Origin of the sequence: Ureibacillus massiliensis 4400831 = CIP 108448 = CCUG 49529, from assembly GCF_000772965.1 — a bacterium.
Classification (GTDB): Bacteria; Bacillota; Bacilli; order Bacillales_A; family Planococcaceae; genus Ureibacillus; species Ureibacillus massiliensis.
Genome location: NZ_JPVQ01000005.1, coordinates 16237 through 29942, shown reverse-complemented (window position 1 = coordinate 29942; position 13706 = coordinate 16237). Strand labels below are relative to the sequence as shown.

The following is a 13706-nucleotide window of genomic DNA, read 5'->3' as shown; positions in this document are numbered from 1 at the left end:
TACAAGATAGATAGATTGATTATTTAGATTTTTCAATATGTAAAAAGTACGTTCGGTAGGAATCAAGCATGCACATTAACCTCACTCTAAACCGACCTTTTGGAGTAAAAATTAGGATGGAACCTTGATGTTATCAACTTCAACACGATATAACTTTGCAAGAGCATAAATAACAAGACCGTTAATTACTTCACCGTTTTCCCATTTTTTCACGGTTTCCACATTTACCCCCATCTTGTCTGCAACATCTTGCTGTGTCATACCGGCATTATTTCTTAAAGTAGAAAGCGATAATTGCACATCTTCCATCTTTTTAACACCTCCAAAATTAGTATATTTAACTTAAAGTTAAAAATCAATAATATAATTTGAAAAATTATACAATTTCTATATTCGAACGTTTATTTTTTTAACTATTAGTCTTATAATATAATTGATAGGGGTGAATTGATTGAAAAGTGCTAGAGAAATACTTGGTGAAAATTTACTAAAAATGTTGAATGAAAAAGGTATTGATCAATCTGTATTAGCTGATTACCTTGGTGTCAGTAATGCTTCTGTTACCTACTGGATAAAAGGAGAAAAATACCCTCGAATCGATAAAATTCAAAAGATCGCAGACTTTTTTAATATACCTAAGTCTCATTTAACAGAAGAGCAGCAATCAAATAGAATTGAAAATCGATCAAATGTTATGAAGGTACCTATACTAGGAACAATTAGAAACGGGGAACCAACTTTAGTAGAAGAAAATTACTATGGGTATAAGTATGAGCTTATCGACTCATTGCCTAATAGAAATGTATTCTACTTTCAAGCAACAGAAGATTCAATGGAGCCATCTATTCCAAAAAACAGCTTTGTACTAATTAAAGAACAAAGTGAAGTACAAAACGGGGAAATTGCGGCAGTTCGTATGAACAATAATTCAGAAATTACACTAAAGCGAGTAAAATACCAAGGGGATGTTTTATTCTTAATCCCAGATAACCCAAAATACGAACCAATAATAATAAATAAGAAAGATCAAGTAACGATTCTAGGAAAAGCAATTAAGTATACATTAGATTTATAAAATTAATCTCCTATAAAAGTTATAAATTGTACATAAATAAAACCTGAGTACATATAAAAGTACTCAGGTAAAAACTATATTTAGGAATTAAATAGTTAATTTCAATCCTTGCTTTTAATTTCTTCGTAAGTATGAAATTCACGTCTTGTTATTTCTCGAAGCTAATTCGACTTTAGTTTACTTATTAAAATAATTTATTCCTATTACTCTCTAATTCTTCTAACAAACAGTTCATACATTTTTTTATAAAGTAACGTGAGTAGAATTCCAACGACCATCCAAAGGGATATGCTTGCTCCCGGTGGTGTGCCAATTTTATATGAACTTACTAACCCTAAAAATGTACAAATGATCGAAACGATACTTGCTATGATAAATACATACCGAAATCTCGACGTTAATTGAGTAGCTATAGCAGCAGGCAGGATAATGATCGCCGAAACTAGTAGCATACCAATCATGGGAATCATCATGGAAATAAATAAGCCTATTACAGCACTAAATGAAAACGACAGGAGCTTCGTTGAAATGCCGGCTACCCTTGCAACATCTTCATTAAATATCGTTGTATATAGTGAACGTTTCGTCATAATAAAGTAAATGAAAATGCCTATAGAAACGATAAGAAATACATTAATTTGATGCTGAGTAACCGTTACGATAGAGCCAAATAAATATTGGTCCATCGTTTTTGAACCGCTTGGACTAATCGACATTAAGCAAAGTGCAATAGATAACCCTGCTGCCATTAAAATAGCAATGGAAACATCAGAATAGCTTTTAAAGCGTAACCTTAAAAATTCGATAAGTAGTGCTCCTAAAATGACGATAATTACGCTCATCCATTCTGGCTGACTACCTGAAACTAACCCAATCGCTACTCCAGCTAAGGCAATATGACTTAATGTGTCTGCAATAAGCGATTGTTTTCGCATAATGAGGAACACACCGATTATTGGTGCAATTACAGCAATTAGCATTCCTGCTACAAAAGCTCGTTGCATAAAAGCTAATTCAAACAATGTTCTTGCCTTCTTTCAAGATGAATCAGTTGGTCGATATATGGTTCTAATTCATGAATATGATGAGTAATGATTACAATGGTCACCTGAGGATACATGTTTTTTAGCGTTTCATAAAACATTTGGCGCATCTTTTCATCCATCCCAGTAGTTGGTTCATCTAATAGTAGGATTGCTGGATTTTCCATTAAGGCTCTTACTATACACGCTTTTTGTTTTTGTCCTCCAGATAGCTTTCCTATTGGCTGATTTGCAACAGTTTCTAAGTCAAATTGATTCATGAACTCTTTTGCTCTTTTTATATCGTCTTTTGAAATTGGTTCGAACCATTTTTTTAACTTCCACGTACCAGATAGGATAAATTCAGTAACTGTACTAGGGAAATCCTGTTCAATGGATGCAATTTGCTGAGGTACATAACTTGCCCTTATATGTTTAGGCCATTGCCTCTGTCCTTTCCAAGGTTTTAAAAGTCCTACTAATAGCTTCATAGCTGTCGTTTTTGCAGCACCATTTTCTCCTGTAATCGCTACAAATTGACCTTGTTCAATTGAAAAGGATAGATTCTCTACTATCACTTTTTGCGAATAGCCAAATGTTACATTTTTCAAACCAATCGTCGACTCTGTCATCTTTTTTCATCCTTTATTTTAAAGCATCTTTCAGCACTTTTAAGTTTTCTTCCATAATGCTAATATAGGTTGCACCATTTTTTTCATCTTCTTCACTTAAGCCTTCTAGTGTATTTAATACGGCTGTTTTTGCGTTTAATTCATTTGCAAGGGTTTCGGCAACCTTCGATGAAGCATTATCTTCAAAGAAAATCGTACTGATATTATGTTCCTCTGCAAATTCTTTCAGTTCTTTTAATTGCTTTGCACTAGGTTCATTGTCTGGAGATAGGCCTGCAATTGGTACTTGCGTCAATCCATAAGAATCAGCCAAATAACCAAAGGCAGCATGTTGTGTGATAATTTCTTTATTGGTTACATTTGCTAATGCTTCCTCATATGCTTTATCTAACTCTTGTAATTTTTGAATATAGTTATTTTTGTTTGTTTCATATACTTCTTTATTTTCTGGATCAATTTTCATTAATTCAGTTGCAATCGTTTCAACTTCTTTTATAGCCATTTTCGGACTTAACCATAGATGTGGATCAAATTCGTGATGATGCCCATGTTCGTCGTGGTCATGTCCTTCATGTTCGTGTGCTTCACCTTCTGCCTCATGGTCATGAGCGTCAGCTTCAGGTTCGTGTGCTTCTCCTTCATGGTCATGTGTATCTCCCTCGTGTTCGTGGGCTTCGCCTTCGTGATCATGGTCATGTTCATGAACCTCTCCTTCATGGTCATGCTCGTGTTCATGAGCCTCTCCTTCGTGGCTATGATCGTGCTCATGAGCTCCTTCTGAGAACGGCAGTAGTTCGATGCCTTCAGATGCATCGATAATCGCTAAATTTGTTGTATCTACTGTATTTTGAATTTCATCAATCCATGTTTCCATATTTTCATTATTGAAAACTAGTGCATCCGCATTTTGAATAAGCTCTAGGTCTTTTGCAGCTGGCTCCCAGTCATGTGGTTCAATAGAAGCGGGGATTAACATTGAAACGTTTGCTTCATCTCCTACAATTTCTTTCGTAAATTCATAGATTGGATAAAAGCTTGTGACAATCTCAAGCTTTTCCTTCTTGGCTTCATTTTCAGCTGCATTTTCCGAATCATTTGTCGACTGGCACCCAGCAAATAGCAAGGATGTTGCAAGTAATGAAGCGGTAAATAATAGTTTTTTCATTTTCATTTCAATCTCCTTTTATTAAAAATTTGTTTAGTTTAGATTCCAATCAAATGGCGTTTCAAATGTATGCCAATCTTCATTAAATTCTTCATCTGTTAATAAGCACGCATCTAATTCCTTAATAATTTCTTCCTTCGGTAAATCGATGCCGATAATGACTAATTCTGTTTTACGATCGCCGAATTCAGGATCCCAGTTATCTCTTACTTCTGGGTTTTCATAAAAGATTTGTAGTTGCTCTTCTTTCGGTAATGACGCCACCCAATAAGATATTGGAGAAATATTTACTGATGAGCCAGCTTGTGAAAAGAGAATGGCGATATCGTTATGTCTTGCACTCCATATAAATCCTTTTGAACGAACAATCTCAATCGGCATATTTTCTGCCCAATCTTTAAAACGTTTTGGATGGAAAGGTATAGTACGTGTGTAAGTAAAGGAGCTAATCCCATACTCTTCCGTTTCAGGTGTATGGTTTGCATGTCCTAATTCGAGCTCCTTAAGCCACCCAGCTGATTGCGATACACGTTCAAAATCAAATCGCTTAGTATTTAAAATTTCCTGTGGATTAATTTCGCCATATGTAGTACGAATAAACTTCGCTTCTGGTTGTAACGTGCGTAACACTTTTTCAAGTTGTTCAAGCTGTTCAATATCAACTAAGTCACATTTATTCAAAATTAGTACATCACAAAATTCAATTTGATCTATTAATAAATCAGCAACATCTCGATCGTCTAATTCTCCCACAGCTTCTTTACGATCAAGTAGGCTCTCGCCAGATTGGAAATCTGACCAAAATCGGTTTGCATCGACAACCGTTACCATCGTATCTAGCGAACAAAATTCTGTTAAATCAATTCCTAGCTCCTGATCGATATAAGAAAAAGTTTGTGCAACAGGGATTGGCTCACTAATTCCTGTCGATTCAATAACGATGTAGTCAATATTTCCTCGAGCGGCGAGCTTCTTTACTTCAATTAATAAGTCCTCACGCAATGTACAGCAAATGCAGCCATTGGATAGCTCAACAAATTTTTCTTCAGTTCTTGAAATACCACTTCCTTTTTCTACTAGAGAAGCATCGATATTTATTTCACTCATATCATTTACAATCACTGCAACATGTAGATTTTGTTCATTTTTTAGGACATGGTTTAATATGGTTGTTTTCCCTGCTCCAAGGTAACCACTTAGTACGGTAACTGGAATTTTGTTTGTCATTTATACAACCCCTTAATCGTAATGATTACGTTTTAAAAATGCGTAAAAAAATTTAACCCTTATTATTTTGTTTCCCTGTGTAGAGTCACTCTTTTCAGACGTGGTGAGTATTTTTTCAATTCCAAACGTTCTGGTGTATTGCGTTTGTTTTTTGTTGTAATGTAATTTTTATCTCCTGTTTCAGTACATGCTAAGGTAACTTGAACTCGCATAATTATCCTCCCTTTAAATAGTAATGATTACGATTTAAAATATTATTCCTATTATTGAATTATGTCAACAATTTTCATTAAATTTCTTTTAATTTCTTTTTTCCTAACAATGAATAAACGGCTTAAACCCTTTATATTAATAGGATTTAAGCCGTTTAATTAATATTTGTATTGTTGCTTTCAATTTGACCAAAAAAATCTTAATCTATCAAACTCTAAAACTATGAAACTGCTACTTGTTCCTTCTTTTTGCGAATCCATGCAATTACTATTGTGATGATTAATGCGAAGCCTAGGTATCCCATTGTTGAGTAGACTTTCCCTACTAATGTTGTAAAGCCGACTAAGCTTGCTACAAAGCCCAATACGCCAACAAAAGCTACTGTCGGTTTAAAAACTTTATGATCTGGTGCGACAAAACGAACAGTAAATGAATAGAACATTCCTACCGCTGTATTATACATCATACCAAGCAAGGCAATACCCATTAACACACCTACAGCGGGATGAATTTGTTTTGCTAGTTCTAGTGTCGGCATATCCATCCCTCCAACAACATCTATTTTCACAAACATTGTAAGGTTAATAAGAATGATTAATACCCCAAGCATGATACCACCTAAAATACCACCAGTACCAGCTACTTTACTGTCTTTCACAGTACCGCCCATTACGATTAACAAAGCTGCACCTGCTGCAATATTATAAGAAACATAAAGTAATGCCCCCATAAACCAGTTAGAAGCAGCGCTTGCTTGATTTTCAGCAAGTGTATTAGCCGCTGTAAATGAAATATCCATCGTAAATAAAGAATAGATTAAGATAATAAAAATGATGACCATAAGATACGGTGTGATAACTGCGATTAAATTCAAGATATTTTTTACGTTTAATAAAAGCGTTGCAATCGTTAATACCACCATAATGATGCTACCTATCATTGGATCAATACCGAACATTTGATTAAATGTGGAGCCTGCACCCGCAAACATAACTACCGCTACCCCAAATAAGAAGAATGTAATAAGGAAATCTAATACAGCGCCTATATAACGACCGCCAATATAATAAATTACCCCTTTATGAGATGTTGTTTGTAGATTTGAGCCAAGCTGCGCTAATGTCATCCCTAAAAATGCAAAAGCAATCGTTGCAATAACACCACCAATAAGCCCCATTAAACCGAAACTCGTAAAATACTGCATAATTTCTTGTCCGGATGCAAAGCCAGCACCGACAATTAATCCGACGAAGGCTCCACCGATTTGCAAACTTTTTTTCATATATTTTCACCTGCTGTTAGTTTAGTTTTTAAATGTTTTAAAAATTCTGACAAAATAAAATATGATCTATCCTTAAGCATCTTTCTTCGATGCTCAAGGATTTCGTATTAGTATTATCTATAAATCTTTTTATCTACTGTATAGGATTCAACCGTATCTACATTCACTTTGTAGCCAATTCCAACTGTTTGTGGCACTTGAATATAGCCGTCTTCTGCTACAACCTCTGGCTCGATAATATCTTTCTCCCAATAACGACTTGAGCTTGCTGTATCCCCTGGTAAAATAAAGTTCGATAATGTTGTTAATGCAACGTTATGGGCACGTCCAATTCCTGACTCAAGCATACCGCCACACCAAACAGGAATTCCCTGTGACTCACAGTAGTCATGAATTTTCTTCGCCTCTGTTAAACCACCTACACGACCGATTTTTATGTTAATAATTTTCGTTGCTCCAAGCTCCACAGCTTTACGTGCATCCTCAAGGGAGTGAATACTTTCATCTAAACAAATTGGTGTCTTCATTTGTTTTTGTAATGTCGCATGATCGATAATGTCATCTGATGCTAATGGTTGTTCCACCATCGTTAAGTTAAATTCATCTAATTGCTTTAACAGCTCTGCATCTTCAAGTCGATAAGCTGAGTTTGCATCTGCCATTATGGCAACATCCGGGAATTTTTGACGTAATGTGCGCATTACATCCACATCCCAGCCCGGCTTTATTTTTACTTTAATTCGTTTATAGCCTTCTTTTACATAGCCATCTACAATGGTAACTAATTCATCAATGCTTTTTTGAATACCGATACTGATGCCTACTTCAATTTTGTCCTTTTTACCGCCAAGAGCAGATGCTAACGATTGATTTGTTTGTTGTGCGTAAATGTCCCAAACCGCACCTTCAATCGTTGATTTTGCCATGTTATTTTTACGAATTGGCTCAAAAATTTTATTTACTTCGTCCGGATGTGAAATCTCTTTATTTAGAAGTAGAGGGATTAAAAAATCCTCTAGTATGTGCCAGTTCGTTTTTAACGTTTCCTCATTGTACCAAGGAGAATGGAATGCTACAGATTCCCCCCAGCCGATTGTCCCGTCCTCATCCTTTGCTTCCAAAAGTAAAAATTCCTTATCTTCAAAGGTTCCGAAGCTTGTTGTAAATGGATCCTTTAATTTCATTTTCAAATGTCGGATTGTAATTTCAGTAATTTTCATATTAAACCCCTCCAAGTGCTAACGTATCTTTTTTGACAAAAATATAATCGTTCCATTGCTCATTCTTTTGAAGTCGAACTGCCACGTACCCTACAGCAAATACAGCTTGAAACACTTTACGCGTTTCTAATCGCCAATGCATCGCATGCTCCTGACTCGTTGCTTTTAAGCTTTGAAAATCCAATGGAACTGGTAGTGAGTATACATCACCCGTTAGATTTTCAAGTGCGGTAATTTGTAAAGTTGGTAAACCTGCTTCATCGAAAATAATTTCGCCAAGTGGGTGTGGGTTTGCAATTGTTGGTTCGATTTGATTTTCGACATATTCACTTTTTAAATGCCAATGCACTTCAAATCGGTCAGATGGCAAGCCTTTATTGAAGCCGTCTTGCATTTTACCGTAGCAATTTTCAATATATGTATTGCAAATACCATTTAGCTTTGTCAGATTCAAATAGCCATTACGAGTTTCGAGCGGATCAAACGTCCAATGCATATCGTCAAAGCCTTTTTTAATAGCAATTTTCCTTTGAGCATGCTTTAACTGTTCACCGATTCGCTGTGAGCGATAGTTTTCGTCGATTCCAAGCATATGTGAACAAAGATACACTTTGCCGTTTTTAAATCCAGCAAAACCGTAGCTAAATCCTACTAGTCTTTCACCATCATATGCACCGACCATAATGCCACCATTTTTCACAGCAGTTAAGGTTTGATGAGTGGGCAGAGGATGTATCCCCCAAATTTTAGTTTCAAGCAGCTGTACTTGCTCCATTTCTTCGACTGTTGTTAATTCTCTAATTTCGATCATACTTCTTCACTTCTTTCTACTTGCTGTAATGCGATTAAAAGTGCCCTTGCTATAATACGTGCCCCAACAGGTAATTGTTGTTGGTTAAAGATCATTTGCGGATGATGAAGTCCCGGTGTTACACCACAACCAAGTCCAAGCATCGTCGTTTTAAGATGTGGTCTTGAATAGGAATAGAAATGAAAATCCTCTCCACCAGGTGTAACTACTTCTGGTGCACAATGTTCTTTTCCAACTGTTTCAATAATAGCCTGTCTCATAATGGCTTTTGCATCATCATCAACCTGAGCTGCCACAATATGAGCACCTATATTTGTAGTTATTGTGGCACCGTATAATGCACTAACGGCAGCAACTGCCTTTTCAAAGCCTTTTGTTAACGCGGCCATCGTTTCATTTGTTTGTGCACGAGTATCAATACTAAAGGTCGCAGTGCCTGGAATGATATTTGCAGAAATACCTCCCGCTTGAAGCTGGGTCATTTTGATTGAACCAGAATCTGCTGGACTAATCCAAATACGTTTTAGTGCATCCACTAACGCAGCAGCAACTTCTATCGCATTCACCCCATATTCAGGTCGTGCACCATGTGCTTCCACTCCTGAAATCGTTCCTGTAATGAGCTTCGCAGCACCGTGATAGAGTGCTGGAGAGTGAGCGCCATCTGAGAGCTCGACTAGAGGACGAACGTGAACGCCAAATAAATATTCCAATGAATCAATAACACCTTTTTGAGTAATTGCTTTTGCGCCCCCCGCCTTTTCTTCAGCAGGCTGGAAAATTAGTCGAATTGCACCAGGCAATGAATCTTTTTGTTCCTTTAATAGAAGTGCCACACCGATTGCCATTGTCATATGGCCATCATGTCCACAGGAATGATTGGCTTTAAACTCACCATCTACCTCTTGCCAAAGTGCGTCAATATCTGTACGGAATCCTACTTTAGGTGTCCCTGGGCCAATATCAACATACAGTCCAGTCATATCTTCAAATGTTTGTGGCACTAAGCCTTCCTCTTTTAGAAATTTAGCTAAATAAGCTGTAGTATTGATTTCTTTCCAGCTGATTTCAGGATTTGCGTGTAAATGTGCAAATACCTTTTCCATACGTTCAGCCAATTGCTGTTCTTCCATATTGATCAACTCCATCGATTTGCAATAAAGCTATTTTGAAAATCATCATATTTTACACGTTGTTGATTATAATACTCTACGTCATGGGACATCATGCCAACAACTAAGGTATTTAAAAATGCAATAAGTGCAGGCATCATATCAATTGTCGATAATTCTGTTTGCTGTAAAACAAAGGCTTCGTTCGCAAATTGATTGATCGGTGCGACATTTGAATCAGTTATCGCTACTGTATAAACACCACGTTTACCGAATTCCTCAGTTATTTGAATAGGCTCCTTGTAATAGCGGTGTAGTGAAATGACGATTGCAAGGGAGGATTCATCTAATTCTTGAAGGGTACGAATTAGCATACCTGTTTCCGTTTGGACAAGCTTTACATTGGGTCGAAGTATATTCAATGTAAACTGAAACCATTGGGCCGCAAAACTGGATGCCCCTTCCCCAACAAGGTAGATGCTTTTCGCTTCATGCATTTTTTTTGTCGTTTCATGAAACTGATCAGGGCTAATTTGTTTCGCAATTCTGATAATTTGAGTGCTCGTTTGCCCCATCACCTTTTCACAGAGCTGTTGCTCTTTAAAAAGCTCCTCTTTAGATGAAACATAATTGCCCAAAGTGCTATTCGTATTATTCTCAAATAAATACATCGTCAGCTCTTTTTGCAGCTGGGCATAGCCATTTAAACCAAGGGCATAACAAAACCGAATGACAGTCGTCTCACTCGTTCCAGCCAGCTTCCCGACCTCTGCCGCAGAATGAACCCCAACATAAGTAGGATTATTTAAAACAATATTCGCCACCTTTTGCTGCGATTTCGATAACGAATTATAGTGTTGTTCAATTGTATCTTTAATCGTTGCCATATGGTTCAGAGGAAGCCTCCCCTTTATTTAACATCATTTTGAAGTTTTAGCTTCAAATTTATATCTAGTAATCTAACATGAATAGGAAAGAGATGCAAGGAGTTTTCAGAATTTTTTTATTTGTTTGTTTTTATTAGTTTTAGAGGGAGTTAAAAAGAAAGCACATTTAATGTAAATTCATGGTTTAGCATTTTTACATAAACTAAATATTTCCTTTCTTTATCTTAATAATTGCTCAACAAATGTTCGTTATTATAAAAACGAGCAAAATCAATCATAACCTTTCAAAACTCACGAAAGAATATGAAAGAAATAGGAGGATTTAATGAAAGGATTCATTATAGATTTGGATGGAACGATATATAAAAACTATCAAATAATAGATGGTGCTAGAGAAGCCATTGAACTTTTAAAAAAGAATAATCTCCCTTTCGTTTTTTTAAGTAATAGAGGCAATATTTCAAGAAAGGATTGTCTTAAAAAATTAAACCAAATTGGAATTGACTGTCGAATTGAAGATGTCATTCTAGCTTCAACTATTGCGGCTCGCTTTTTTCAGCAAAGAAAGGAAGAGAGTATTTGGATTTTAGGAGATGAGGGTTTAAAAGAAGAACTCATTGATCACCAAGTAAATTTAGCATCGAAACCCGAACAAGCAGATTGGCTACTGATTACATTACATGAGCAGCTTACCTATGAGGATTTGAATAATGCCTTTCGTGCGGTTTTGAACGGAGCAAGGATTGCCGTAACAAATCATGATCTTATTTTCCCAAGAGAAGATGGACCTTGTATAGATGTAGGTGGGCTAATAGCTGCAATAACAGCTACTACTGGAGCAAAAGTTCAATATTCCTTTGGAAAGCCCTCTCCTTTTATGCGAGATGCCGCATTACAGCAACTTCAGCTAGAAGCAACAGATTGTGTAGTCATTGGAGATGGTTTATCTACAGATATGCAATTAGGCATTATAAATGAGATGAAAACAGCGTTTGTTTTAAGCGGTGTAGCCTCAGTGGAAGATTTGCATAAGGCAAATATTACTCCATTATTTATGGGAAATACAATCCTTGATGTTGTTAAGGACATATTGGAAGGAGTAAAGCATGAATACCATTGAAAAAGTCATCAAGAGCATGAATAAAGAAAAAGAACCGCTTAAATTATCAAATATTAACATTGAACACATTTATATTCAGGAAAATATATATCCCCTTTTGCAGCAATACTTGTTAGATCAGAACTATACGAACGTGTTACTAATAGGTGACGACAATACGGTAGTTTTCATGAATAGCATTATTGAACAATGTCAAAATGAACATCTCACATTTTCCAATACTGTTTTGCTACCTAATCAGAATCAAGATGTAATAGCGGATGAACAAAATGTCTGTCAAAGTCTTATAGCTGCACAACAAACAAATGTTGATGCCATATTAGCTGTTGGATCTGGAACAATTCATGATGTTGCACGTTATGTAGCGTTTACTTTAAAAAAGCCTTTTGTTTCGTTTCCAACAGCACCTTCAGTTGATGGGTTTTATTCCAGTGGAGCTCCATTAATTTTGCGAAATATGAAGGTTACAGTTACAGCTAAAGCTCCTAAGGCAATTTTTGCAGACTTACATATTTTAAAAAATGCCCCTAAGTCGATGATAGCAGCTGGGGTAGGCGATATTTTAGGAAAGTATACTTCTATCTTTGATTGGAAATTCGAGACAAAATGGCGAAAAAGCGAGCTTTATGAACCTACATTATTGCTAACAGAACACGCACTTGCAAAAACTGTTAATAGCTTATCTGAAATAAGCTTAGGGTACCTTTCAGGAATAAGTAGACTAATGGAAGCTCTAATTGAATCTGGTATTGGTATCGCTCTATATGGACAGTCTCACTCTGCTTCCGGAAGTGAACATCATCTATCTCATTTTTGGGAAATCCATCATTTAATCAATGAAGAAAAACAACTATTACATGGAGAAAAAGTAAGTGTTGCAACTATAGAGATACTTCGTTTATATCAAACACTGTTCCCAAAAGTATATAAACAACACAATTTCTTAACTGATGAAGATTGGGATTATTTAAAGAAAGAGCTAGATACTCTTCCGACTGTAGAAGAAATCATCCATTTTTTAAAAGAAGTAGAAGGTAAAACTGAGTTAGAGCAGCTTCCTATTTCTTCATCACTATTCAATGAAAGCATTTTTAAAGCATCAAGTATACGGCCAAATCGTTATACGTTTTTACGTTTTTTAATTGATTATCATTCAAGAGAGGTCGAACAATATGTTACCAGTCGAACGTAAAAGAAAGATACTTGAATACTTAATTTCAAACCAATCTGCATCTATTTCGGAGCTTTCTGCACTTTGTTCTGTTCACGAATCAACAATTCGGCGAGATTTAGTTGAATTGGAGCTAGAAGAAAAATTAAAACGAACACATGGTGGGGCTATTTTGGAGGATTGGGTCTCGGTGGAACCTTCGTTTGACGAGAGACAAGGTCATAATATCGACGAAAAAAGTAGAATCGGCCAAAAAGCTGCACAATTTATTGAAGCTGGAGACACAGTCATTTTGGATTCAGGTACAACATCGTTGCAAATCGCAAAACATATGAAGCATTTAAAAAATGTACAAGTATTTACGAATGATATCAACATCGCAACGGAATTAAAAGATTGTTCAGGCATTAAGGTTTATATTACAGGGGGCGAGCTGTATTTACACAGTTACATGTTAAATGGGCATTACACAAACAGCTTTTTAGAAAGTGTGCAAGTCAAAAAGGCATTTTTAGGTACACCAGCTATCCATCCCATTCACGGGTTAACACATATGGAAGCCATTTTAGTACCTACCAAACAAAAAATTATTCAAGCCGCAAAAGAGGTTTTTGTCGTTGCAGACAGTTCTAAAATAGGCCGCTATTCTGCACATCTAATTTCAAAAATAGATGAAAAATTTTCACTTATTACAGGTAAAGAAGTAAAAAACGAATATATTGAGGCATTTCAAGAAGCAGCTATTAAATTATATACAGTTTAGGAGGAT

15 protein-coding genes are annotated in these 13706 nt (G+C 36.1%); 4 read left to right on the top strand and 11 right to left on the bottom strand.

Annotated elements, in window-relative coordinates:
- Positions 1-111: 111 nt before the first annotated feature.
- Entirely contained in the window at positions 112-309 is a 198-nt protein-coding gene (locus tag CD30_RS04505; protein WP_036172997.1) for a helix-turn-helix transcriptional regulator, read from the bottom strand.
- 142 nt (positions 310-451) lie between these two features.
- On the opposite strand from CD30_RS04505, the gene CD30_RS04500 reads away from it, so the two are divergent.
- Positions 452-1075 (top strand): LexA family protein, encoded by a 624-nt coding sequence (locus CD30_RS04500; protein WP_036172994.1) that lies wholly within the window; start codon positions 452-454, stop codon positions 1073-1075.
- A gap of 203 nt (positions 1076-1278) precedes the next feature.
- Here the strand turns inward: CD30_RS04500 and CD30_RS04495 are convergent, their stop codons facing one another.
- The 10 genes from CD30_RS04495 to CD30_RS04450 all read right to left on the bottom strand — a co-directional run bounded on the left by CD30_RS04495 (position 1279) and on the right by CD30_RS04450 (position 10646).
- Positions 1279-2097 (bottom strand): metal ABC transporter permease, encoded by an 819-nt coding sequence (locus CD30_RS04495; protein WP_235802005.1) that lies wholly within the window; start codon positions 2095-2097, stop codon positions 1279-1281.
- Entirely contained in the window at positions 2085-2729 is a 645-nt protein-coding gene (locus CD30_RS04490) for a metal ABC transporter ATP-binding protein (RefSeq protein ID WP_036172990.1), read from the bottom strand. Before CD30_RS04490 ends, CD30_RS04495 begins: the two co-directional genes overlap by 13 nt.
- A 13-nt stretch (positions 2730-2742) precedes the next feature.
- Positions 2743-3894 carry a metal ABC transporter substrate-binding protein gene (locus CD30_RS04485; RefSeq protein WP_052126046.1) on the bottom strand — a complete coding sequence of 384 codons (1152 nt, stop codon included), beginning with the start codon at positions 3892-3894 and terminating at the stop codon, positions 2743-2745.
- Positions 3895-3927: 33 nt separating this feature from the next.
- Positions 3928-5121 carry a GTP-binding protein gene (locus CD30_RS04480; RefSeq protein ID WP_036172984.1) on the bottom strand — a complete coding sequence of 398 codons (1194 nt, stop codon included), beginning with the start codon at positions 5119-5121 and terminating at the stop codon, positions 3928-3930.
- Between the two features lie 62 nt (positions 5122-5183).
- Positions 5184-5333: a 50S ribosomal protein L33 gene (gene rpmG / locus CD30_RS04475; RefSeq protein WP_036172981.1), complete on the bottom strand. Its 150-nt coding sequence runs from the start codon at positions 5331-5333 to the stop codon at positions 5184-5186.
- 221 nt (positions 5334-5554) lie between these two features.
- Positions 5555-6616 (bottom strand): YkvI family membrane protein, encoded by a 1062-nt coding sequence (locus tag CD30_RS04470; protein WP_036172977.1) that lies wholly within the window; start codon positions 6614-6616, stop codon positions 5555-5557.
- A gap of 113 nt (positions 6617-6729) precedes the next feature.
- The gene (menC, locus tag CD30_RS04465; RefSeq protein WP_036172974.1) at positions 6730-7836 is read right to left on the bottom strand and encodes an o-succinylbenzoate synthase; all 1107 of its coding nucleotides are present in this window, start codon (positions 7834-7836) and stop codon (positions 6730-6732) included.
- Between the two features lies 1 nt (position 7837).
- The gene (locus tag CD30_RS04460; RefSeq protein ID WP_036172971.1) at positions 7838-8647 is read right to left on the bottom strand and encodes a GCN5 family acetyltransferase; all 810 of its coding nucleotides are present in this window, start codon (positions 8645-8647) and stop codon (positions 7838-7840) included.
- Positions 8644-9780 carry an amidohydrolase gene (locus CD30_RS04455; protein ID WP_036172968.1) on the bottom strand — a complete coding sequence of 379 codons (1137 nt, stop codon included), beginning with the start codon at positions 9778-9780 and terminating at the stop codon, positions 8644-8646. Before CD30_RS04455 ends, CD30_RS04460 begins: the two co-directional genes overlap by 4 nt.
- Before the next feature lie 5 nt (positions 9781-9785).
- Positions 9786-10646 (bottom strand): MurR/RpiR family transcriptional regulator, encoded by an 861-nt coding sequence (locus tag CD30_RS04450; RefSeq protein WP_036172965.1) that lies wholly within the window; start codon positions 10644-10646, stop codon positions 9786-9788.
- A 325-nt stretch (positions 10647-10971) separates the two neighbouring features.
- Here CD30_RS04450 and CD30_RS04445 point away from each other — a divergent pair, with 325 nt between their 5' ends.
- Genes CD30_RS04445 through CD30_RS04435 form a run of 3 tightly spaced genes read left to right on the top strand, consistent with a single transcriptional unit; the run spans position 10972 to position 13700 of the window.
- Positions 10972-11766, top strand: coding sequence for an HAD-IIA family hydrolase (locus tag CD30_RS04445; RefSeq protein ID WP_036172962.1), 795 nt, complete (start codon positions 10972-10974; stop codon positions 11764-11766).
- The gene (locus tag CD30_RS04440) at positions 11753-12958 is read left to right on the top strand and encodes a sn-glycerol-1-phosphate dehydrogenase (RefSeq protein ID WP_052126041.1); all 1206 of its coding nucleotides are present in this window, start codon (positions 11753-11755) and stop codon (positions 12956-12958) included. The genes CD30_RS04445 and CD30_RS04440 overlap by 14 nt, the downstream gene beginning before the upstream one ends.
- Complete coding sequence (locus CD30_RS04435) at positions 12939-13700, top strand: DeoR/GlpR family DNA-binding transcription regulator (RefSeq protein WP_036172960.1); 762 nt, start codon at positions 12939-12941, stop codon at positions 13698-13700. Before CD30_RS04440 ends, CD30_RS04435 begins: the two co-directional genes overlap by 20 nt.
- Positions 13701-13706: the final 6 nt, after the last annotated feature.